Origin of the sequence: Chitinophaga deserti, assembly GCF_003149455.1 — a bacterium.
In the GTDB taxonomy this organism is placed as follows: Bacteria; Bacteroidota; Bacteroidia; order Chitinophagales; family Chitinophagaceae; genus Chitinophaga; species Chitinophaga deserti.
In genome coordinates this window covers 201,812-224,665 of sequence record NZ_QFFK01000006.1, presented here as the reverse complement: position 1 = coordinate 224,665, position 22,854 = coordinate 201,812, and the positions used below count along the sequence as shown (strand labels likewise).

16 protein-coding genes are annotated in these 22,854 nt (G+C 51.1%); 4 read left to right on the top strand and 12 right to left on the bottom strand.

Going from position 1 to position 22,854, the window contains the following annotated elements; genetic code table 11:
* Nucleotides 1-37 precede the first annotated feature (37 nt).
* Both DEV76_RS15390 and DEV76_RS15385 read right to left on the bottom strand, forming a co-directional pair.
* Nucleotides 38-883: a DUF4249 family protein gene (locus DEV76_RS15390; RefSeq protein WP_109698811.1), complete on the bottom strand. Its 846-nt coding sequence runs from the start codon at nt 881-883 to the stop codon at nt 38-40.
* Nucleotides 884-1,045: 162 nt separating this feature from the next.
* Nucleotides 1,046-1,903 (bottom strand): sigma-70 family RNA polymerase sigma factor, encoded by an 858-nt coding sequence (locus DEV76_RS15385; RefSeq protein ID WP_109698810.1) that lies wholly within the window; start codon nt 1,901-1,903, stop codon nt 1,046-1,048.
* A 392-nt stretch (nt 1,904-2,295) separates the two neighbouring features.
* On the opposite strand from DEV76_RS15385, the gene DEV76_RS15380 reads away from it, so the two are divergent.
* Nucleotides 2,296-3,312 carry a threonine aldolase family protein gene (locus DEV76_RS15380; RefSeq protein WP_109698809.1) on the top strand — a complete coding sequence of 339 codons (1,017 nt, stop codon included), beginning with the start codon at nt 2,296-2,298 and terminating at the stop codon, nt 3,310-3,312.
* 119 nt (nt 3,313-3,431) lie between these two features.
* Here DEV76_RS15380 and DEV76_RS15375 read toward each other — a convergent pair whose 3' ends face one another.
* The 8 genes from DEV76_RS15375 to DEV76_RS15340 form a co-directional block, all read right to left on the bottom strand.
* Nucleotides 3,432-3,968 carry a hypothetical protein gene (locus DEV76_RS15375; RefSeq protein ID WP_109698808.1) on the bottom strand — a complete coding sequence of 179 codons (537 nt, stop codon included), beginning with the start codon at nt 3,966-3,968 and terminating at the stop codon, nt 3,432-3,434.
* Nucleotides 3,969-4,359: 391 nt separating this feature from the next.
* Nucleotides 4,360-5,721: a TlpA disulfide reductase family protein gene (locus DEV76_RS15370; protein WP_109698807.1), complete on the bottom strand. Its 1,362-nt coding sequence runs from the start codon at nt 5,719-5,721 to the stop codon at nt 4,360-4,362.
* A 77-nt stretch (nt 5,722-5,798) separates the two neighbouring features.
* Nucleotides 5,799-7,310 carry a PKD-like family lipoprotein gene (locus DEV76_RS15365; RefSeq protein ID WP_109698806.1) on the bottom strand — a complete coding sequence of 504 codons (1,512 nt, stop codon included), beginning with the start codon at nt 7,308-7,310 and terminating at the stop codon, nt 5,799-5,801.
* A 17-nt stretch (nt 7,311-7,327) separates the two neighbouring features.
* On the bottom strand, nt 7,328-8,092 hold the full coding sequence (locus DEV76_RS15360) for a DUF4843 domain-containing protein (protein WP_109698805.1): 765 nt from the start codon (nt 8,090-8,092) through the stop codon (nt 7,328-7,330).
* Between the two features lie 18 nt (nt 8,093-8,110).
* Nucleotides 8,111-9,601: a RagB/SusD family nutrient uptake outer membrane protein gene (locus tag DEV76_RS15355; RefSeq protein WP_109698804.1), complete on the bottom strand. Its 1,491-nt coding sequence runs from the start codon at nt 9,599-9,601 to the stop codon at nt 8,111-8,113.
* Between the two features lie 22 nt (nt 9,602-9,623).
* Nucleotides 9,624-12,932, bottom strand: coding sequence for a SusC/RagA family TonB-linked outer membrane protein (locus DEV76_RS15350; RefSeq protein WP_109698803.1), 3,309 nt, complete (start codon nt 12,930-12,932; stop codon nt 9,624-9,626).
* Nucleotides 12,933-13,174: 242 nt separating this feature from the next.
* A complete protein-coding gene (locus tag DEV76_RS15345; RefSeq protein ID WP_109698802.1) occupies nt 13,175-14,308 on the bottom strand; it encodes a FecR family protein in 1,134 nt (377 codons plus the stop codon).
* A 66-nt stretch (nt 14,309-14,374) separates the two neighbouring features.
* Nucleotides 14,375-14,953 carry an RNA polymerase sigma-70 factor gene (locus tag DEV76_RS15340; RefSeq protein WP_157962911.1) on the bottom strand — a complete coding sequence of 193 codons (579 nt, stop codon included), beginning with the start codon at nt 14,951-14,953 and terminating at the stop codon, nt 14,375-14,377.
* A 193-nt stretch (nt 14,954-15,146) separates the two neighbouring features.
* Between DEV76_RS15340 and DEV76_RS15335 the strand changes: the two genes are divergently transcribed.
* Nucleotides 15,147-17,783 carry a valine--tRNA ligase gene (locus DEV76_RS15335; protein WP_109698800.1) on the top strand — a complete coding sequence of 879 codons (2,637 nt, stop codon included), beginning with the start codon at nt 15,147-15,149 and terminating at the stop codon, nt 17,781-17,783.
* Between the two features lie 51 nt (nt 17,784-17,834).
* Nucleotides 17,835-18,326, top strand: coding sequence for a hypothetical protein (locus DEV76_RS15330; RefSeq protein WP_109698799.1), 492 nt, complete (start codon nt 17,835-17,837; stop codon nt 18,324-18,326).
* Here the strand turns inward: DEV76_RS15330 and DEV76_RS15325 are convergent.
* Together DEV76_RS15325 and DEV76_RS15320 are read right to left on the bottom strand one after the other, a co-directional pair.
* Nucleotides 18,323-19,375 (bottom strand): AI-2E family transporter, encoded by a 1,053-nt coding sequence (locus DEV76_RS15325; RefSeq protein WP_109698798.1) that lies wholly within the window; start codon nt 19,373-19,375, stop codon nt 18,323-18,325. The genes DEV76_RS15330 and DEV76_RS15325 overlap by 4 nt on opposite strands.
* A gap of 10 nt (nt 19,376-19,385) precedes the next feature.
* On the bottom strand, nt 19,386-22,205 hold the full coding sequence (locus DEV76_RS15320; RefSeq protein ID WP_109698797.1) for a TolB-like translocation protein: 2,820 nt from the start codon (nt 22,203-22,205) through the stop codon (nt 19,386-19,388).
* 132 nt (nt 22,206-22,337) lie between these two features.
* Between DEV76_RS15320 and DEV76_RS15315 the strand changes: the two genes are divergently transcribed.
* Nucleotides 22,338-22,682 carry a HesB/IscA family protein gene (locus tag DEV76_RS15315; RefSeq protein ID WP_109698796.1) on the top strand — a complete coding sequence of 115 codons (345 nt, stop codon included), beginning with the start codon at nt 22,338-22,340 and terminating at the stop codon, nt 22,680-22,682.
* Nucleotides 22,683-22,854: the final 172 nt, after the last annotated feature.

Sequence of the window (22,854 nt, the reverse complement as noted above, 5' to 3'; positions counted from 1 at the left end):
TTTCTGCTTTGTTGGTTTGGTTTGGTTTTGATTTCGATTATTTCAGAATGATCTGTTCGATAGTTATGCTGTATCCGCCCCAGTATCCGTGTGCGCCGGATACGTTGCCTTTCGCACGTACCTGCGGCCCCAGGGGGTCTTTCCCTTCGGCCCATGCGCTGCCGGTGCTGCGCCAGAAGTCATAGGTCTGATGATCCACATTACACAATTTCAGCTGCACGGTATCCCCTATCCTGAATGCCTGCTGTAATCCGGCACTGCTCCTGTCCACCCCTTCGGTAAGCATTACTTCAAAAGTGCCGTTGCGGTGCAGTTCTGAAGAAAGCGGGTGCAATCCTGGCAGGAAAGCTTCCTGGTTGCGGGCGGTAAAGTACCTGGCGTAGCTTCCGCTACCGGGGGTACCGGAAAGAGTGGCCATTAATCCGCCTTTTGCGGGAGACCACCATACGGAGTCGGGCCGGAGGCCGTTAGCCGGGATAGTAGTGATAGACTGGTATCGTTTCCCTTCCGATTCGATCGTTAAGGTATAACTTTTACCAGTTTCTCCGCGAAAAGCAACCGGGAGAAAAGCAGTGTCCACAGTGTAGGCCCAGTAAGGCATGCCTGTACCGTCAGTCATCCTGTACTCTTTGAGCTGCTGGGTGTTAGGGCCGTTGGAAACGGTTACCACAGCATTATGCACCCAGGAGTCGGGTAACATCAGGGGAAGTGTTCCGGCGAAGTACTGCATGTTCCGGGTGATCCTGACCATGGGGTAGCCGTTTTCTTCGATGATGCCTTCCACTACGGGGAGTATGGGGATGGTTTGCTGTCCTGTCTTTTCTTTTTCACAAGCGGGTCCTAACAGCGAGCAGAGGACCAGTGTAAAAGATGCCTTTCGCATAAGATTGCAAAAATAAAGGGTTGAGAGGAGAATTACGAATAGGAAGGTATGAAAGGTGTCTATGCACCCATAACCGTTCTCTATAGGATAAAAAAAAACATCCCGCCATTTCACAGGCGGGATGTTTTTATCCCAGAATCAATTCAATAAATGTGGTTACGATTATCCCAGATAGGATTTCAGTGCGCCGCTGTAGCGGGCTTTCTGAAGGCGTTTGATGGCCCTTTCCTTGATTTGACGGATACGCTCCTTGGTCAAATCATACTTCTGTCCTATTTGTTCGATCGTTGCGCCGTTTTCACCATCCAGACCAAAGTATGCGTTAACGATCTCAGCTTCGCGGGGGCTCAGGGACTTGAGCACGCGGCGGATTTCTTCTCTCAGCGAGTCCTGCATCACATCATCGTCTGTCACATCGCCGCCTTCCAGGAGGTCGCCCATGGCTACGTCTTCTGCTTCGTGAACGGGAGCGTCGAGAGACATGTGGCGGGTATTGCTCTGGAAGATATTGTTGATCTCCGATTCTGACATTTCCAGGATTTCGGCCAGTTCCTCTGTAGAGGGCTCGCGTTCGTTTTCCTGTTCGAATGCCATGTAGGCTTTATTTGCCTTGTTGTAAGTGCCGATTTTGTTCTGAGGCAGGCGGACCAGACGGCCCTGTTCTGCCAAAGCCTGCAGGATAGACTGGCGAATCCACCATACAGCGTAAGAAATGAATTTGAAACCCTTGGTTTCGTCGAACCGTTGTGCCGCTTTGATCAACCCTAAATTGCCTTCATTAATGAGGTCGCTGAGGCTTAAGCCCTGGTGCTGATATTGTTTGGCGACGGATACAACGAACCGGAGGTTACCGGTCGTTAATCTTTCGAGAGCGCGCTGGTCCCCCATTTTTATACGTTGGGCCAGTATCGTCTCTTCCTCTGGAGTTAACAAAGGGATCTTCGAGATTTCCTGGAGGTATTTTTCTACCGCCTGCGAATCACGATTTGTGATCTGGGTGGCAATTTTAAGTTGCCTCATATATTTAAAAGTATTGGTTTAAGAATATTATACTAACAAGCCGAAAGATAATTTTGTTGTAACATTTAAATGGTATATCTTACACGGTTGCGAAATTAGCCTGCAAAGATCGTGCTAATCCCCCACTCTTCCAAATATCACTGATATGGTTTTGATCTTGGGTTACGAACCGGGGTAAGATGCCTGTTACGCATTCATTTTCAATGATCGGGCACATTGTCATAACGGCATTTGTGCGTGTTTGCTATAACAAAGTACACTGTATAAACGTATTCTAATAGCTTTTTAGTCGCTATTTTCGGGGGTTTATGCAAATTTTAACAATTGAAAAATATCCTCATTTAAATTAACAACTTCTCTAATTTATTCAATCACTCCTTGCATTTTTTTCAATGGATTTCAGAAGCGACACTTTTACCCAACCCACCCCAGCCATGCTGGAAGCCATGTTACAAGCCCGTACAGGCGACGACGTTTTCGGAGAAGACCCCACCGTTCAGGAACTTGAAGCCAGGATGGCAGCCCTCTTTGACATGGAGGCAGCCCTTTACTGCCCTTCCGGCACTATGAGCAACCAGATCGCCATCAAGGTACATACCCGCTCCGGCGATGAAGTCATCTGCTCTTCCCTCGCTCATGTATACATATATGAAGGTGGCGGCATTGCATTCAACTCCTCCGCACAGGCTCGTCCCATTGATGGCGACCGCGGCATGATCACAGCGGCCGATGTGGCAGCGGCCGTCAATCCGGCAGATGATGACCATAAAGCCACTTCCTCCCTCGTATGCCTGGAGAACACCTCCAACCGCGGCGGCGGATGCTGTTATGACTGGAATGAGATACTCCGCATCCGGCAAACCTGCCTCGATCATAACCTCCGCCTCCATCTCGACGGCGCCCGGCTGTTCAACGCCCTCCTCTCCACCGGCCAGCAGGCCGCGGAATATGGCCGGGTGTTCGACAGTATCTCCGTTTGCCTGAATAAAGGTCTCGGCTGCCCTATCGGCTCCGTGCTCATCGGCTCCCGCGATTTCATCCGTGAAGCCAAACGCGTCCGGAAAAAACTGGGTGGCGGTATGCGCCAGGCTGGATATATGGCAGCAACCGGCATCTATGCGCTCGACCATCACATCGACCGCCTTGCGGAAGACCATGCCCATGCCAAAGCCATCGCAGCAGCATTACTGGAACAAACCTTCGTAGGCCACATGCTTCCCGTAGAAACCAATATCCTCATCTTTGAGGTGTATGGAGACTGGACACCCGTCAAGTTCCGGGACTACCTCGCCAAATACGGCATCCGCGTAATGGCCATCTCCCCCACACAGGTACGCATTGTAACCCATCTTGGCATCACACCGGAAATGGTGCGCAAAACAGTTGATGTTATACGTACTATGTCGTAGTAGCTAATGTTGGATAATAGATATAGAAAACGGCCGGCCGGGTGAAATCCTGACCGGCCGTTTTCTTTCCTCTACACGCCATCTGACTGGTGTGCAGGTTGTATTTTTTATCCGTACGCTTACTCTTCAATGCCGTAATACTTTACTACTGCCCTGTAATCGTTCAGATCCACAGGAGGCGCCTGTCGCGCACCGTTGATCACCACATTGGCCGGCACTATAAAGATCCTTGTTTTCCGGAAGGTTAAAGGTGTTGCATACACTGCTCCCGCAGGCGTTACTACTCTTAAAGCCACCGTATACTGCGAAGGTTCGGGAGCAGACTGGAAAGTTAATATACGTGTATTGTATTGTCCGCCGGAACCACCACCGGGTGCCGGGTACCATGCCGATGCCGCTTCCGCCTCAGGATTATAATACACCAGCAACATGCTGGAATCCATTTTACCCTGTGATACGTTCACAGTGAAATTAAGAGAGGACGTAAAAGTGCGTGTCCCGAAATTGTACACGGTTACATTAGCGTTACCGTCTTTACCTGCCGGGCCTGCATCACCTTTTTTGGAACAGGCGGCCGAGAAAAGTACCAGAATAAGGGGGAGCTGCCGCAGCCAGGTTATGCCGCGTAAGGGAAATGCTGAAAATTGATGTTTCATGATGATTATATATTGGGATTTTATGCTTGCGGGGTATCCGGTTGGGGGATTTTCAGTTTTTATCGATCCGGGGTTCGGGTGATTCCTGCCTTTAGACTACGGTGTTACTACCTCCGGACTGCCTTTCCACTGCCTCCAGACTGCCTTTACACCTAGGGTAGACTGCCTCTACACTGCCTTCCACTGCCTTTAGGAGGCATTTGCCGGCCGCAAAAGTAACAGCCTTCCCATATAATTATACATCAATATGAAAACCGGGGCTTTTCAGTTCATTTGCGGCGCTCAAACAAGGATACCCGGTATGGATAGCCTATAAACAAAACGGCGCCAAAAATGGCGCCGCCTGTATCTGTCATTTCAATCTGAATCTTTGTCTTATCGTATGGAGTATTTATTTCGCAGCTGCTGTAGCCAGCAGCAGTTTCTTCAGTTCCGGGTTAGACGGCCTCGGTGAATCCACACTCACGATCTTCCCCTGCTTATCGAACACCAGGAAGCGCGGGATACCGCTTATCTTGTAGTAATCCATCATATCCCCTTTAGAGCCGGCGAATAACTGCAGGCCTGTAAGGTTCTCCTTCTTCACAAAATCTTCCCATTTCTGTTTATCCGCATCTTTATCTACCGAAATGCTCACCACCTGGATATCAGTGCCGTGCAGTTCTTCTTCCAGTTTCTTCAGATGAGGGATCTCCTGCTTGCAGGGCCCGCACCAGGTAGCCCACATATCCACCAGCACTACTTTCCCTTTCAGGCTTTCCAGCGAAACGGCTTTACCATTGATGTCGGGGTAAGAAAAGCTAAATGCTTTGGTGCCTTTGGAAAAGGTAGCCAGTGATGCTACTGCTCTTGCATAACGTGCTTTCAGCGAGTCGGTCACCAGCAGGTGCTGATAAGGCGCCATGCCATCGATAAGCGCCTGCTGATCGCGGTAGCGGCCCAGGCCGTTAACGAGGAATATGCCTTTCAGGGTATCGTTCTGCAGGTTATCAACCATAGGCTCATTTGCAGCAGCCTTTCCTTTCTGCAGGCTTCCGTAGAGCAGATAAGCACTCATGCGGCGAACACCATCTCCGAGGCGGAGTATCTGTGTATTTGAATACTTATTGCCTTGCATGATCTGATTGTAATACGCGGGGTACTGTGATTTCTCCGGGTGCTTGGAACGGGGCATGAAAAGGAAGTTGACAGCAGCAGCGTCCACATCATTCTCCATAAGGAACTGCATATAGGCGTCAAACGATTTGTTACCCGTAGTCTTCAATGATTTCCGGAAAGCTTCATACTTAGGGATGAAGGATTCGAAGATGGGGAAGAAATCTTCATAGGTACCTCTGTACTGCACGCCGCTCCAGGAAGGAATGGCAATATCATCATATACCTCCTGCCATTTGGCAAGTTGCTGGTTTTCCTTAGTGCCACCTTTTACAACGGCCTTCTGTCCTTTGATGTCCATCTCAATGGTAGCAGCGCCTTTCACATAAATACGGTGCGGGATGACTGCATTCGTATTTGTGCTGGTGGCTACATAGTAAAAACCTTCTTCCGGATTGGCTACTGCGAATGCAAAAGTACCCTCGGGCGATACCTTAACGGAAGCATACTGTTCCATGTTACCATCATCCACGCGGTAGAGGTACATGGTACGCAGGTTCTTCGCATCAACGGAACCCTGAATGTAGGTTGTGGGCGGCACAGCGGCGAGGCCCTGTAGCGAAACCGCCATGGCGGCTATGAGCAATAACTTTTTCATGTGCGTTTTGAATGAAAGGCGCAGGCCGTATTTGCCTGCGCCAACGTGGGTATTATAATGGTTGGTAACTGACTGGCTTAATAACCTCCGGCGCGGCTTCTGAACTGTGCGCCTACCACTTCACCAAATCCTGTGAGTGTTTCCACATGTGTGATCTGTGTGGGGGCACCCTGGTTAAAGGTCTGGAAGAAGCGGAGCTTTCCGCCTGTTTCCGGCTTGCTGGCATCGAATGTGGATACCAGCAATTTAGTACGGAAAACATCATACACTTTGGCAGACGGGATATTGGTAGGGAAAAACAGGTATGTGATCTTTTCTCCGAAATCCTGGATCATCCGCTCCTGGTTCGCGTCGGGATAATAGGCATACAGCTTATTTCCTGAAGAGAAGTACAGGGTAGACCATTGCGGATCGGCAACGATGAGGGAATTCGCATCCAGTGCGCTGATATTCATTTTCTGGAAGATCAGCTGTTCAGAGGAGCTTTCGTTGAACAGGGCAAAGTAATATTCACCGGCGGAGTTTTTAAGTACGCAGAAAATATTATAACCGATGTAGCTGCGGCTCATCCACACCAGGTCCATCCCTACATTATTGAAATCGAATTTCGCACCGGAAGGATTATTGAAAGGGACTGCATAGGCATCTACCCCCTGTGTACGGATAATTTGCTTGGCGAAGCGCTTCTTATCCATATCAAACATGACGAGGCTGGTACTGAGCCCGGCGGTGGTGCCTACGTTAAAGTAGGGCGATGCACGGAAAGGCCTTGGCTCATTGGCCAGCTGATTCGCAGGTGCACCCATATTGAACAGGGTGGCGTTAGTATAGGTGTAAATAGTGCCCTTATCGTACATGTGGTAATTGGTAAATACGCTCCAGAACATGGTAGGCGCAAAATCTTTCGGTACGGTACCGAAACACAGATAGGCAATATTCTTGGTACGGTCCCATTTGAGGGTGTTACGGTCCAGCGAGTTGGAGCCCTTGTCTGTCGAGATCATGATAGTATAATCCCTGTTTTTGGATGCTGTATGCAGGCCGAGGGGTTTACCGATGGGGCGCGGATATTCGGAATTGAATTGTTCCAGCACATCGGTATACATCCTTTTGGAATCGTAGCTCACACCGTCGAACCCTACGAAATCGAGGCGCGAAGAGTCTCCGGATTTGCCCAGTACAAACCAGCCTTCATAAGCTGCGGTTGTAACGATCAGCGTGAAATACTTATGATAGGTAACACCGGATTTCTTGTCTTTCACCATATACGCCGCACTGTAAGTGCCTGTATTGATATTGTTCAGCGGCTGGTTAAAGTCGCGGGTACTGGCAATAGTGGTGATTTTATTATCGAAGAAGATAACCCATTTATGGGAATAGAGCGTGGTATCGGAACCATCGCCGGCATCCTGTGTGAAATGCAGCTCGGGACGCAAGGTGAGTGTATCACCGAAAATACCGCTTACCGTGCCCGGAATATTGGTAATCGTTGCTTCGTTAATCTCGTTATAATCGTAATTCCCTTTGTCTTTCATACAGGCTGCAAAAACAAGCGTGAGTGCAGCGGCAAGGAATGAATATCTTTTCATAAATGTTGCTTGTAAGGTTATTGAACCACTGATCCCATGATCATTTTTGTACCATCATCTTCCAGCACTGGCGTACCATCGGCTTCCATTTCGTTGAGATAGCGCTGCATGGCATATGCTCCTGCCAGCACGAAATTGATGCTTGCAGTGGGACCATAAGGAGGCTTCTGCCAATCGTTCGCAAAATCAAAATTGAACAGGTCCGTCATCAGCTGCGTCTTCTTAATGGAATAAGGCCCGAGGTAAGAATCGATCCAGATGGGTGGCCTTGACGCGAAATCATTGAACATTACGCGGTACTTGTGAAAAGGAACCGTTCGTGCCACCGAGCTTAACTTCCTGTCAGGAATATCGGTCTGGAAATGTTCGTTGGGCAGCATTTTAAAGCGCATGTACTTGATTTTATCCTTCAGCTCACGTGTGCGGTAAAGGGTAATGAACACCGTATCGTGCAGCCTGCCTGCGCGCATCACGGTGGGGCCGATTTTATAGTCGGTTCCTTCCACAGCAATTGACACAGAATCTTCCTTTACCATTGTAAAAGGCCGGTCGAAAGTTTCTGCTTTACCCATGGCACTGATGAGGATCGGCAACCGCATGGTATCGTCCTTGGAGTATACGAAGGAATAGAAAGTACTGTCGATAGCCGAGCCTTCCGTAGTATTCCTGGCAAGTGTAAAATAAATGGTACTGGAGCTGTCGAAGGTCAGCAGGGCTTCCTTCTTACAGGAAGCGAGCATACCGGATGCAACAACTGTTATGGCGATGAGGATTTTTTTCATGTCCTTACTCGTTTTCAATTATTGATAAATGATTTCTGCGTCAGGAATGGGCATCACATATTGCGCGGGCGTCATTGCCTGATAATTCGAAGATGTGGTACCTGTAGTGCTGCCTTTCAGGATACGGCCGGTATTGGTGCGTTTGTAGTAGAAGAAAAGCTGTCCTTCCCCATAAAACTCCTTCGCGTATTCCTTCTGTATTTCCTGTGCCAGTACGGTTGTATTGGGCGCTACGGTCAGCCCTCTGTGACTGCGTACCTGGTTGAGCCAGTCAAAGCCTTCTGTATCGTTAGGAGCGGTTTCTGCTGCGATGTAATACAGTTCACTCTTGCGCAGCATGGGCATCCTGTAGCGGAACTGCACCTGATCACCATCGGGGTTATTGTATTTACGCATGGTTTTGAAAGCGATGTCTCCGCCGCCGGGCACTTCCCACCAGCCGTAAACGAGGCTGCTGGCGAAACGGTAATCGGTCAGGAGGTTATTCTCGTAAGTGCTGTTGAGGCGTGCACTGTTAGGTGTAAACATCGCATCGCGCCGGGTAGCACCGCTGAAAAGATCGCGACTCCAGTCGTACAGGTTAGGGATGTTCAGCGCAAAAATCACTTCACTGCTGAAGCACCTGTCTACCGGCGATCGTCCCTTCACGGGATCAAACCAGGGGAACTCCTTCTCCAGCTGGGGAATAAGGGCGGTAGCTGCTGCATAGGCTGCCGCTTTATTATTGCGGTACAATAACATCCGTGCTTCCAGCGCTTTCACAGCGTAATAGTTCATTTTGAGGTTACGCATGCGGCTGTAGTCCAGCCCGTCGTTCCCTGTTCTGTCCATTTTCCCTTCTGTAAGGATGGGATCGGCAGCAAGCAGTTCCAGCGCCTGACTGAGATCGCGCATTACGCTGTCCATCACCTGTGTGGCTGGGATGCGGGCCATTACACCAGGTTGTGCTTTGGTATAGTAAGGAATAGACACTGCGGCGGAATCCGTTACGTACACCGGCCCGAAGAGGCGCAGCAGATCGAAGTGGATCATGGCACGCAGGGCATATACTTCGCCCCGGTACAGCTTCTCTTCCTGTTGAGGAACCACGCCGGGATATTTGTCGAGGTTAGTGAGGAACAGGTTGATGTTAAGCACCGTCCTGTATGCCTGCGACCATAACCTGCTCATACCATCCATCAACGCAGGATCACGGAAGGAGTAATCAGTATAAGGCTTTGCCGGCGTACCGGTGGTAGTGGCTTCAGGGCTTCCGGCTACGTTCAGCTGGGCACCTGAATGCAGTTGCGCCAATGCATCTACGGCAGTAAACGTCATGGTTCTGCCGTAGAATTCAGGTTTGGCCACATTGCTGTAAATACCATTCAGCGCGGCGCGTACGTTGTCAGGATCGGAAAACACCTGGTCTTCCAGCAGCCGGTCGTTCGGCTGCACATCCACCCACTTCTTACAGGCCGAAAAGGTAGTGAGCAGGCCCAATGCATATATGCGGAGAAGATTGCTTTTCATTTTTTACGTTGCTTTTAATGGATTAGAAACTGGCGTTGATGGAAAGAGAACCGGAGCGGGTGAAGGGATAATCCATCCCTCTCTCTGCACGGATGGTAGACCAGCGTACAAACTCGTTCAGGTAAGCGTTGAGACGAAGGTTTTCCAGTCCCAGTTTTTTAATCCATTTCGATTGACTGAATTCATATCCGAAGCTGATAGACTCACCGGTGAAGTTTTCGTCTTTCTGCACAAACCGTGAGCTTACATTGGTAACCGTTCCGTTCTTCCCTACTTCGGAGAAACCACGGTATTGAGCAACGTCGCCGGCTTTCACCCAACGGTCGTAGAGCGCACGGCGGTCGAGGTTGTAATACATCTCTTCCACTTTGATATCTTCCACCTTATTGTAAAGGGCAGTGTTGATCTGCTGGCCGCCAAAACGGTAGCGGAAATAGACGCCGATGTTAAAGCCTTCGTAGTTGAGATTAGTGCCGACTACGCCTTCCATAGTGGGGCGGGAGTTACCAACCACAACAATGTCCTGCGGATCATAAGCGAAGGTGCGTGTACCGTCTTTCTTCAGGAATACTTCACGGCCGGTACCGGGATCGATGCCGAGGGAACGTACTGCCCAGAGATCGTACTGGCTGTAACCGTCGCGGTAACGCTGGAACTGTACTGCCAGCACGGAGTCGGAAGCGAACTTACTGTTCTGCTGCTCGAGCGCTTTACCAAGGCCGTTGAACTCACTGTTCTGCCAAAGCCCGTTAAGGGTGATGTTCCATGCAGCACGGCGCTGGGGATTAGCCCAGGGTGTAACACGCGCAGTGATCTCAATGCCCTGGTTATCCATACCTCCGAGGTTGGTATTAAAGGTGCTGAAACCTGTTGATGGCGGCATGCTCAGTGGCACTACCATATCGGTGGTCTTTTTCGTGAAGTAGTTCACCGTAGCATTGATACGCGATTTGAGGAACGATACATCGAAGCCCATGTTCACGTTGCGGGTGATAGGCCATTTCAGATCGGGGTTACCCATGGCACCAAGGTCGAGCGACTGCCCCATGGCTACGTTGTACAGGCCTGCGTAGGAATATACCGACGTGGAACCCATACCCACATAGTTCTGGTTACTGTTGGTACCGGTATTGATGAACAGTTTCAGGCGGTTGATGAACGTGATATCCCGAAAGAATGCTTCGTTGTGGAGGTTCCAGCCGAGGCCGAACGACCAGAAGGCGTGTGCATACTGGTTGGAACCGAAGGAAGTGGAAATATCGTACCGCAGCGATGCGTCCATGAGGAAACGGTTACGGAAGCTGTAGTTGGCACTGGCGATACCGGATGCGGAGCGGAATACGATATCAACATACCCGGGCAGCTTACTGTCCATATCGTAGCTGGTACCGTATGCGGGGTTACCATTGCTGCCATAGGGGAAGCCACGCACCGTGGTGGTGATGCCTTTCGACTGGCGCTCCGTTGCATCTCCACGCAGGTTAATGGAAACCTGGTGGCCGCCTTTCAACACTTTACCATAGTTCAGGGCGAGGTAGGTTTGCCAGGAGGTTGTACGGTTTTCACCAGAAACATACTTCCCTTTCTTTTCCATCGTCACGGTTTCAAATGAACTGTGGCGGGGGTCTGTGAACACTTCGGTTCCGGAATTGGATGCGGTGAAGCTGAGACCTGCCACTGCCTGCATACCATCCAGGATATTGTACTGGATAGCGAGGTTATCGGTGAGGGTCTGCTCTTTGCCCCAGTTATAACTGCGCAGGGTAGAGTTGTAAAGGGGATTGGTTACATAGTGGTTATTCCGGTAGGAGTCCGAAGTATATTCGAGATACTTACCGATCTGGCCATTCTCATCATACATTTCGTAGTACGGATTGGCTTTCGTGAATTCACTGAAACTGCCATAGGGCGATTCTTCGGATTTCACACCGGTAAAGAATGCTTTGTTGGAGATATTGAACCTGCCTTTACGGTAAATGAGGTCGAGGTTGATACCGTAGGTGTTACGGCCGGAGCCCTTCATTACGCCCTGGTTGCGGCGGTAGTTGGCGCCGATGCCATAACGCACGGCATCATCTCCCCCATCGGCATAAATGCTGTGGCGCTGGGAGAAAGCGTTCTGCAGCGGAGCCTTCAGCCAGTAGGTGTTTACCCCACGGGCAACGGCAGCCCTGCGGCGGTTGTACATACTATCCAGCTGCAGGAGGTTAGGACCGAAGAATACAGTGTTGTAACGGCCTGCCAGGCGTTCGAATTCCAGTTTCTCTGCAGCATCCATCAGGTTGTAATCGCGTAGGTCCGGAGTATCGAAAGTAAGGTCGGAGGTATAGGTAAGGCGCATCTGGCCGGGCTTCGGTTTGATGGTTTCGATTACCACAACGCCGTTGGCAGCTTTGGCACCGTAGATAGCTGTGGAGGCAGCATCTTTCAGGAGGGTTATGCTGGCTACGCGGTTAATGTCGAGATCCACTACCTGTTGCAGTGTTACTTCAAAACCGTCGAGGATAAAGAGTGGCTGGTTGGGATCGATGCCCTGCTGCGACTGGAAGCTGGAAATACCGGTCTGGCCGCGTACTTCAATAGTAGGCCGGCCGTTAGGGTTGGAGCCGAGGGTATTGTTGGGTACTACCTGGAAAGACGGATCGAGGGTACGGAGGGATTTCACCACATCCTGGTTACCGACAGTTTTCAGTTGTTCCCCGGTAAAGGTTGCGGTGGCGCCTGTGAAGCTTTCTTTCTTACGGGTGAAAAGACCAGTGGTTACCACTACTTCATTGATCTGCTGGGATACGCTTTCCAGTTCGATCTTCAGTTTACGTCCTTTCACTTCCACCTCTTTCTGTTTGAAGCCCATCATACGTACAATGAGTACGGCATCATCGGGAACATTATTGAGGGTAAAGTTGCCTTTGTCGTCGGTATAAGCTGCATTCTGTGTGCCTTTCACCACTACGATGGCTCCTGAAACAGGCTGGCCCTTCGCATCAGTTACACGGCCTGTGATCTCACTGTCTGCCGGTGCTGCTGTGGGTTTACGGACAACGGCCGCCTTTACCACAATGTACTTTCCCTGGCGTGCCCATGTGAGGGGCTGATCTTCAAAGCTTACATCCAGTACCTTTTCCAACGGTGCGTTGGTAACTGTCAGGGTAACTGGTTTGGCGGTCTGCAGTTCTGTTTTCGTATACACGAAACTGATACCGGTTTGCTGCTGCACCTTTCGGAAAATCGTTTCCAGTGATGCGTTCTTTTCCGCCAATGTGACGCTCTGCGCCATCAGCGCAACGCTCCCCTGCAGGCATAGCAGCAGGGTGATCCAAAAACCTTTCATTTGCGTATGGGTTGGTTGATTAAAAAAGTTTCCCCCGGCGCCGCATCACACATGCAGCACCCTGTCTCCCTCTTCCGGGAGATGTATATATAAATCCTTCTTGTTGATTGAACCGGTTGTGCGGTTAGATTCGTAGTATCCTGTCCTTTGCTCGATTCAGCTGTTTACTGATTATTCCCCACTATCTCTAAAGTCCCTTGTCTGTCACTGTATATATATCACTAATCCGATTGTCTGTTTTATTACGGCTTCACCGTTACCTGCCGCCCGTTTGTTACAAAATGCACGCGGTTGGTCATTTCCAGTAGTTTCAGTATCTCTTCCAGCTGCGCATCCCGAGGGATGTCTGCCACAAAGAGGTGCTGTATATCACCCTGGTATTCGGTTTCTATATTGTACCAGCGTTCCAGCTGGCGCATAATCGTTTTAATGTCGGTGCCGCGAAAGCGGAAGTACCCGTCTTTCCAGGCAGTGGCTATCTCTGTATCGGCAGACTGAACTGCTATCTGCCCGTCTTCACCGGCTACGGCCTGTTGTGCAGGGCGCAGGGTAACGGGAGTGCCGCCTGTGGCGAACTGCACTTTACCGGATACGAGGGTGGTTACGATGCGGGCATCTTCTGTATATGCCTGCACGTTAAAGGCGGTGCCCAGTACGCGTACGGTGGCTTTGTTGTGTACATCCACCACAAATGGCTGCTGCTCACTGCCGGTTACTTCAAAATAAGCTTCGCCGGTAACGGTTACTTTACGCTCCCCGTCTGTAAAGCGCGCGGGGTAACGGATAGAGGAAGCAGCGTTGAGCCATACCTTCGTACCGTCTGATAAAGTGAGGCGGAATTTACCGCCTGCAGGTGTTTTAAGGGTGTTGTAGACAGGCGCCGCATCAGCAGTGCCTTCGTCATTATAAGTGAGCGCATCGCCACCCAGTGCAATTTGCGCACCTCCCTGGTTAGCAGGGATGGCGCCGGTAGAATCGTCCAGCACTACTACCTGCCCGTTGGCAAGCGTAAGGGTGGCTACGTCTTTACCAGGCTGTGGTACCGGCTGCTGTTTAATATTGGCGGCTACCCGGGGCTTTTCGGGCTGCAGCATCCACCAGGCTGCGCCAGACATTACTACGATAGCTGCCGCTGCTGCCGCACGGCGCACCCAAAGGCGGCGTACCGGTGTTTCCACAGGAGCAGGGATACCCGCATTCTCAAACACTTTCGCCAGCATGGCAACGCGCATCGCTTCCTCCGTTTCCGCATCGGGAACGGGGGCCGCCTGCTGCTTCATGGTATCGTAATAAGCCTCCAGCAGCTGCTTTTCTGCGGCTGTGGCGGTACCATTCAGGTAGCGGTCGATCAGTGTGGTGAGTGTCTGCTGGTTCATGCGCTATGTACTTTAGTACCACTCAAAAAGCGATACCCTACGGTTTGTTAAAAAAAAATTAATTTTTTAAGGAAGAATGGTGAACATGGCATCGCGGAGACGGGTGCGAAGCACTTTCAGGGTGGCGGTCATTTTCTTTTCCACGGTCTTAACAGAAATCTCCAGTTCCCCGGCAATCTCTTTGTACGACTTCTTCTCTTCCCGGCTTAGCAGGAAGATGCGGCGGGCATCACCAGGCAGGGAAGCCAGGATCTCACGCACCAGCCCGTCCAGCTCCTTGAACAGCAAAGGCTGATCGTCCAGCAATTCGGAAGAGGTTTCCATAAGGCGGTCGTAAAACCGTTCATCGATCTTCTGGTCGCGGATGGCTTTAAATACCTGGAAACGGATGGCCTGCTGCAGCCAGGCATTGGGGTAAGCGATCTCCAGTTCGTGCCGGCGCACCCATAGCTGGGTAAATACATCCTGCACCAGGTCGCGGCTAACATCGTCGCGGCGGAGAATATTCAGGGCGGTAAGGTATAGATTACGGTAATGACGATTGAAGAGCATGGTGAACGCTGAAGCGTCGTTCGCCCGGATGCCCTGCATCAATTCATGGTCGGTATGTTGCGCATAACTCGTCATTTTCAACAAAAACGCCACAAGATACCGATTAAATCACCTTAACTTGTGTACTATTTTGCAGTAATCCGGTACTTTTTTCACAAAAAGGATGTTTAAACGTACATTCAACAAATATTAATGCCCCTTACCGGCATTTATGATATTGAAATTCGGAATACTTGCGATATTCGATATTTTTGCATGCCTAAAACAGACATAGCCTGATAAACTGATGGAACTTTCGAAGAACTATATTCCTGCTGCGGCAGAAGACAAATGGTATCAATATTGGCTCGACAAGCAATATTTCCGTTCGGTGCCCGACGGCCGTCCTCCTTTTACGATCGTTATCCCCCCGCCTAACGTAACCGGGGTATTGCACATGGGCCATACCCTGAATGAAACCGTGCAGGATATCCTTACCCGCCATGCCCGTATGAGCGGCTTCAACGCCTGCTGGGTTCCGGGGTCCGACCATGCTTCCATCGCTACCGAAACGAAAGTGGTGAACATGCTCAAGGATGAGAAAGGCATCGAAAAAAGCCAGCTCACCCGCCAGGAGTTCCTCAAATACGCATACGAATGGAAAGATAAATACGGCGGCATCATCTACCACCAGATCCGTAAACTGGGCTGTTCGGTAGACTGGGACCGTGTTACCTTTACCATGGACCAGCATTATTACGATGCGGTGATCAAGGTGTTCGTAGACCTCTACGGCAAAGGCCTCATTTACCGCGGCGCCCGAATGATCAACTGGGACCCTAAAGCCAAAACCGCCCTTTCCGACGAGGAAGTGGAATATAAAGAGATCAACGGCAAGCTCTACCACGTGAAATACGCGGTGGTAAACGCTGCCGGTGAGCCTACCGGTGAATTCATCACCATCGCCACCCAGCGCCCCGAAACCATCATGGGCGATACTGCGATCTGCGTAAACCCCGACGATGAGCGTTATGTGCATCTGAAAGGTCACTTCGCCATCGTGCCACTCGTGAACCGTAAGGTGCCCGTGATCTTCGATGAATATGTAGATAAAGAATTCGGTACCGGCGCCCTTAAAGTGACGCCTGCACACGATATCAATGACTACAATCTCGGCCTCAAACACAACCTCGAAGTGGTGGATACCCTCAACGATGATGGTACCCTTTCCGCCGCGGCTGAAGTGTTTGTAGGGGAAGACCGCTTCCGCGCACGCAAGAAAGTAGTAGCGGCCCTTCACGAACAGGGCCTCCTCGTTAAAGAACAGGAATACACCACCCGCCTCGGTTACAGCCAGCGCAACCCCGACACCGTTGTGGAGCCTAAAATCTCCACCCAATGGTTCGTGAAAATGTCTGAACTCGCCAAGCCTGCACTGGATGCAGTAGTAAACGGCGATGTACGCATCCACCCGGGCGACCGCTTCCTCGCTACCTACAAGTACTGGATGGAGAACGTGAAAGACTGGTGTATTTCCCGCCAGCTCTGGTGGGGGCAGCAGATCCCTGCATGGTACGATGCCCAGGGCCAGTTTGTAGTGGCAGAAACACTGGAAACCGCCCTCGATAAATACGAAGCCGCATACGGCAGCCGCCCTGCCACACTGCGTCAGGACGAAGACTGCCTGGATACCTGGTTCTCTTCCTGGCTCTGGCCAATGGAGGTGTTCAACGGTATCAGCAACCCCGGCAACGAAGACATCAACTACTACTACCCCACTTCCGTACTGGTAACGGGTCAGGATATCATTTTCTTCTGGGTGGCGCGTATGATCATGGCCGGCGAGGAATATCATAAAGAGAAGCCCTTCTCCGATGTATACTTCACCGGTATGGTGCGTGATAAGCAGGGCCGCAAGATGTCCAAATCACTGGGCAACTCACCAGACCTGCTGGATCTCATTGACCGCTTCGGTGCCGATGCCGTTCGTTTCGGTATCATGATCGCGTCCCCTGCGGGTAACGATCTGCTGTTCGACGATTCCAGCTGCGAACAGGGCCGTTTCTTCAACAACAAGATGTGGAATGCCCTGAAGCTCGTGAAGATGTGGACGCCTGCAGAAAATACCGGCGCCCCCGTTCCGGAGTTTGCAGTAGAATGGTTCGGTAACCGCTTCAACGAAGTGCATGCCGAAGTAGAGAAGCTCTTCCGCGACTTCCGCCTCAGCGAAGCCCTCAAAGCCATATACAGCCTTATCTGGGACGACTTCTGCTCCTGGTACCTCGAGTGGATCAAACCCGGATTCGAGCAGCCTATCGATGCAGGTGTTTACAAAAAGACTATTGAGTACTTCGAACAGCTCATGCAACTGCTGCACCCGTTCATGCCTTTCGTAACGGAAGACATATACCACCTGCTGGCCGACCGTGCAGAGGGAGACGATCTGGTGATCAAACAGTTCCAGGCTCCCGGAAGCATCAATGCAGACATCCTCGCTGAAGCAACGCTCGCCAAAGACACTATCACCGCTATCCGTGATGCACGTAACAAGCAGCAGCTGAAACCGAAAGATACCATCGGACTGTTCGTGGAAACACAGAACAAGCAAGCCTTTAAGCGGATCGAAAGCATCATCGCCAAACAGGTAAATGCAAATGAATTCGGATATGCTACAGAAGCGATTGCAGGCGCCGCCTCCATCGTGGTAGGTACCGATAAGTTCTATATGGTGACCGATAAGGAAGTGGACCCTGCAGCGCAGAAAGAACTGTTGCTGAAAGACCTTACCTATCAGCAGGGCTTCCGCACCAGTGTGGAGAAGAAATTATCCAACGAAAAGTTTGTTGCCAATGCCAAGCCGGAAGCGGTGGAAGCAGAGCGCAGGAAGCTGGCGGATTGCCAGGCCCGCATACAGGCCATTGAAGAAAGTCTGAAACTGTTATAATATACAGGATCGTCCGGCGTTACATACTCCGGACGATCTTTTTTTTGCCCTATGACGAAACAACTGCTGATAACGCTCACACTTTTTGCCGGGATAACCACATCCGCGGCGGCACAATCCAAACCCAAACCTGCAGCGCGTACGGCAAAGCCTGCAGCAGCAGCTACAGCTGATAAGAAGCTGGCCTTCCGCACCACCTGGGGCATCTACCTCAGCGATTCCCTCCCACGCCCCGAAGTACTTAAAATTCTGGACTCCGCACTGGTAGTGCGCGATAACAAGAACATCAAATACCCCGTCATATCTTTCGATTTCCTGTACGAAGCGAAGGAAGCTTATCTCAATGATACCACCAGCCAGGTGGCCTTTTATTCGGAAACTACGGGCGATAGCTTTAAAGGCGACCGCCTCTCTCCCCTTTGGAGCAAACGCCTGAAAGAAACCATTCAGAAAGGCGAAGCGCTTATCTTCTCAAATATTATTATTCAGTATTCCGAAGATAAATTCTACCGCGTGCCCGAACTGCGCATCGCTGTGCGCTAGTCTTCATTTCCCATAATCATGCCCCAGGGGCGCATGTTCGGAATCTTATCGAACACTACTTTCAGCAATGCCATTGCCGGAATGGAAATAAACATGCCCGCAATCCCCCAGATCATACTCCCTACAAACACGCCGATCAGCGTTACCATGGCGTTGATAGACACCTTGGAACCCACGATCCTTGGCAGCAGTACGTTTGCATCCAGCAGGTGAATACCGAACATGACAGCAGCTGCCCAGAAAGCCTGTCCGCCTGTACCCGTAGTAAGCGTTACCAGCACCGTGATGCCGATGGTGAGCACCATACCGAGGTAGGGTATGATGTTGAAAATTGCACCCAGCGTACCCAGCAACACAGCGTATTTCACACCGAGGCATACCAGCGCAAGGATGTATAAGGCAGCTACTACGATCATTTCAATGAAGAGGCCCACCACATAGCTTTTCACTACAATTCGGCTGTGTGCGATTACCTCATGTACTTCGCCTGCATGTTCACGGCGGAAGAGGCGCAGCACAAACTGCACGAGCAGCCTGCGGTAAAAGAGCAGGAAGAACGTATAGAGGGGAATAAATACGAGAAAGATGAGGATCGAAGAAACGGATGTTACCGCATTCACGGCAAACTGCGACAGTGAACTGATACTCTTGGCCGCAGTTTCATTCAGCCAGGCCAGCTGCTGGTCCGAATCCACCTGGAACTTGTCATCGATCCAGATAGTGAGGTTATTGGCCAGCAACATGAGGCGCTTTTCCAATACGGGTAAATCTGTGAGGAAGCTGCTTGTTTGCCATGAAATGAAATACAGCATCCCCGCCATAAAAATCACGAATATTAATACTGCAATACCGGCTGCCGCTGCACGTGGCAGGCGGAGCTTTTCCAGCCCCTGTGCGAGGGGAAGCAGGAGTATGGCGAAAAGGAAACCGAAAGCCACCGGCGCCAGGATATCTTTCGTGGTGCGCAGGATTACAACGATGAGCACGAGCGATAAAAGGATATTGCTCAGTTTCATGTAGAATGGCGGCTTTAAAACGGGAGGACGCATGAAGAATAGTTTAGTAAGAAAATAATTGCTGCAGAGGAACGATCAGCTCATAACGCCCTTTCCGCGAAGGATCACCGGGATTATCGTTGAGCAGGTGGCTATACCGCATCCCGAAAGTGAAAGGCAGCACATTCCCGATTTTTGTATCAAAGAACAATTCCCCGCCGGCAGATGCAAATGTAACAGTGCGGCGGTTCCTAAAGTTGAAAGCACTCATATAGTCGTAAAACCCATTGGCCCTTATACGGGAGAAGTAGAGCAGGTTGGCAAAGCCCCAGTCCGGGTACGCCACAGGGAAATGATAATTCGATCCCACTTTGAAAATATGCTCATAGAATGGTTTGCTATAGCCCCTTGCGTAGGAAAACGGATCGCTGAAGGCATAACGAAGGCTCGTATCTTTCTTCAGATAGGAAAGCTGCACTACGATGCTGTGTGAGTTGCGGATACCGGGAAACGTAAGATCGGCACGGCCAAAGATCTGCTCTGCCGGAATATTATTCACCGAACGGCTGTAGCGCATGGTGAGCGACTGCCCGAAGTGCGAATAGATCTGCTGCAATGCTTTTACCCGCTGGTTAGAGAAGCCGATACCCAGATCCACGTACTGGATGTTTTTATCCCGGAAGCGGTATTTGCTGTTGCCTGCACTGCTGCGCATTACCTGGTGGAAATCCCCGCTGAGGGTAAGCCCCCGGAAGAATTTTCCGGAACTAAGCCGCAGAGGGATGCTCAGGCCACCGTACCAGTCGAGTTCGTTCCAAAGTACCTGTATAGAGTCATTGACGTTGAGGTAACGGTTGGATTTATAATCCGCCCCGGCCCTCAGCACCGGGAACCATCCGCCCCAGGATACCTGTCCGCCAACGGAAGGACTGCTCTCATTCCTGTTATACCCTGCGCCGATGCGGGTCTGCAGGGTGCCCAGTACATTCTCTCCGAGGAGGTAATATCCGTAGTCCGGATCATCCACCACCGGCAACCAGCTGTGGAAGTTGAATAAACGGTGTGTTTTAGGGTAATCCCTGACCTTTCTGCCCTCATCCTTTACATGACCCAGCAAATCGCCTCCCTCCCCGAATTCGGGCTGTAACCAGCCTTTTTGATGATTCACCGTGGGGTCGAAAGGTTCCCCTGCGGTGAGGGGGATGGAAAAGAGTTTAAAACCGTCTGCCGTGAATTCGTTGAAAACGATCTTCCCCTGGCTGATGGCGAGGTGATACACCCCGTTGGGCCGGTGGGTATGGCGGCGCACTTCCCCTCCGCCCAGCGGCACACTGTAAATGTCATCTACATCCGCGAAAGCAGCGGTAAAATACACCCGGCCGTCGTGCAGTACGGGTATCCCGATGGTACGCATGCCGAATGGTACCAGCACCCTGGTTTCCCCGCCGGATATTGCCTGTTTGACCAGCGCCATGCGGCCAATGCTGTCGCGCACGGCGGTAACGATTTCCTTATCATCCGCCGTGAACTTGGGATAGGTATAGTACCAGTTGCCCGGGTTAGGCAGCTGCTGCAGTACTTTACCGGATTCCGCATCCAGCAGCTCCAGCCGGTATTGCTGATCCGGCGTAGTAGCGGAAACTACAACGGTTTTATAATCATGCGAAAGGTCTGGCGAGAAGCAGCGGCGCTCGTGTTTGAGGATATGCCTTCTATTGAGCGAACCGGGTTGGTAAATCACCACCACGGAGCGCTCATCCCATCCCCAGCGGGCGCTGTAGCGGCTTTCGGTCCACAACAGGCGGCCGTCGCGGTAGTTGATGTAATCATCAAAACCCACACCGGGCGCCGTCATCCTAAATGCCCTGCGGGAATTGTGCGATGCTGAATGGTATATAGCTGGGATGGTTTGAAAAGTATTGTGCAGGTAAACGAGGCCACTGTCTGCATCGGCATACACATACCGGTAGTTGGATACTGTTTTTGCATTCGCATCAGAAGGTAATCTGAGTGTATCGGCCTGCTCCGCATCCTTCGCGGTCCAGTTTTGCCGGTAGTGGTTGTATGCGGCATCAAAGAAGGCAGCGGCATTTTTACCCGTTCTGCGCTTCAGGCTTTGGGAGAATGGATAGAACACGCCGCGGTAGCGAACGGCATCGTCCGTTACATCTTTCCAGAAATCCTTACCATGCTGCAGGCGGCCGTAGCTCGCCATGAGGTATCCGGTATGGTAATGATTGGGTATAATGCGCCTGTAGGAGCCGTTGCGGATCTGCATGTACGAATACTCTTTCCCTGCCAGTGCGAGGGCGCGGTAGCCATCGAAGAATGCAGGCAGCCTTCCCCTGCCCTGCTGGCTCAGCGCAGTTTCTGCCACTACGGCATCGCCTTCCCAGAACCAGTCGGGCACCGCTATGTTGGTGAGTGCGGCCTGCCCCATTTCTCCGAAAATATAATACCCGGCTTTACTGATGCCTTTCCGGAAATTGTTGTTCTGAATCACATGGCGGTACTCATGCAATGCCAGCTGGTCGGTCCAGTTAATGGAACCCAGATCTGAAGAAGCCGGTGGCGGGGTGAGGTAGAAAACGGAGCGGAAAGGCCCCAGTTGCACAAAGCCGTTGCTCTGCATGGTTTCGTGCTGGAGGATGATATTGATCTTCCTTACGGTGGGGCCCAGTGTAGCGGTGTGCGACCGGGCAATATGATGAACCACATCAGCCACCCTGCGGCCCTGTGTTTCCAGGCCGGCGGGGAATATTACCCGGACTGTATCCGAATTTACCTGCCGCCATTTCACGGTAGGCCGGTTGCCACCGAATTGCTGTGCGTTCGCCGAATGGGCAAGGGATATGGCCAGAGCCAGGCATAGATAGTTGCGCATATGTAGGAAAGGGTTTTCCACCGGGCAACAAATTACATACAAATTTCAGATAATAGCGCCCCGGTGGTGACATAGAGGTGACAACGTACTTTGCCCATTTTTCCGTACTTTTGTATTCAAACTTTTCGATACATGGAAACAATCTCTCAGGCACCTATACAACTGACCGCCGGCGCGGTTAAAGAATTAAAGCGGCTCATGGAAGAAGTCAGCTTCGACCATTCGCAGTTCCTGCGCATTGGCGTAAAGGGCGGCGGATGCTCCGGTTTGTCCTACATCCTCGGTTTTGACGCTAAAATGGAAGACGACGATATTTATGAGCTGGAAGGCATCCCCGTGGTAATGAAAAAAGCACACGGCCTTTACCTCCTCGGTATCGAAATCGACTTCCAGCATGGCCTCAATGCCCGCGGTTTTACTTTCAACAACCCGAATGCTTCGTCCAGCTGCGGCTGCGGAACATCTTTCGCCGTATAAATCAAATAGTTATACACTAAAAAGTGACTAAGGAAGCAGTCTGCTGCTTGTTTAGTCACTTTTTTTATGCCCCTGCATCTTCCTTCCTTCTTCACTCATCTGTTTCCCGGGTCCTTACCCCGGGAATTCCTTTTTATCCCCTAACCTCCCCTCATGACAAACCCATCGTTTC

Bases quoted from the DNA above. Each gene is read 5' to 3' on its own strand.
- DEV76_RS15390 (WP_109698811.1), bottom strand. From the start codon at position 883: ATGCGAAAGGCATCTTTTACACTGGTCCTCTGCTCGCTGTTAGGACCC.
- DEV76_RS15385 (WP_109698810.1), bottom strand. From the start codon at position 1,903: ATGAGGCAACTTAAAATTGCCACCCAGATCACAAATCGTGATTCGCAG.
- DEV76_RS15380 (WP_109698809.1), top strand. From the start codon at position 2,296: ATGGATTTCAGAAGCGACACTTTTACCCAACCCACCCCAGCCATGCTG.
- DEV76_RS15375 (WP_109698808.1), bottom strand. From the start codon at position 3,968: ATGAAACATCAATTTTCAGCATTTCCCTTACGCGGCATAACCTGGCTG.
- DEV76_RS15370 (WP_109698807.1), bottom strand. From the start codon at position 5,721: ATGAAAAAGTTATTGCTCATAGCCGCCATGGCGGTTTCGCTACAGGGC.
- DEV76_RS15365 (WP_109698806.1), bottom strand. From the start codon at position 7,310: ATGAAAAGATATTCATTCCTTGCCGCTGCACTCACGCTTGTTTTTGCA.
- DEV76_RS15360 (WP_109698805.1), bottom strand. From the start codon at position 8,092: ATGAAAAAAATCCTCATCGCCATAACAGTTGTTGCATCCGGTATGCTC.
- DEV76_RS15355 (WP_109698804.1), bottom strand. From the start codon at position 9,601: ATGAAAAGCAATCTTCTCCGCATATATGCATTGGGCCTGCTCACTACC.
- DEV76_RS15350 (WP_109698803.1), bottom strand. From the start codon at position 12,932: ATGAAAGGTTTTTGGATCACCCTGCTGCTATGCCTGCAGGGGAGCGTT.
- DEV76_RS15345 (WP_109698802.1), bottom strand. From the start codon at position 14,308: ATGAACCAGCAGACACTCACCACACTGATCGACCGCTACCTGAATGGT.
- DEV76_RS15335 (WP_109698800.1), top strand. From the start codon at position 15,147: ATGGAACTTTCGAAGAACTATATTCCTGCTGCGGCAGAAGACAAATGG.
- DEV76_RS15330 (WP_109698799.1), top strand. From the start codon at position 17,835: ATGACGAAACAACTGCTGATAACGCTCACACTTTTTGCCGGGATAACC.
- DEV76_RS15325 (WP_109698798.1), bottom strand. From the start codon at position 19,375: ATGCGTCCTCCCGTTTTAAAGCCGCCATTCTACATGAAACTGAGCAAT.
- DEV76_RS15320 (WP_109698797.1), bottom strand. From the start codon at position 22,205: ATGCGCAACTATCTATGCCTGGCTCTGGCCATATCCCTTGCCCATTCG.
- DEV76_RS15315 (WP_109698796.1), top strand. From the start codon at position 22,338: ATGGAAACAATCTCTCAGGCACCTATACAACTGACCGCCGGCGCGGTT.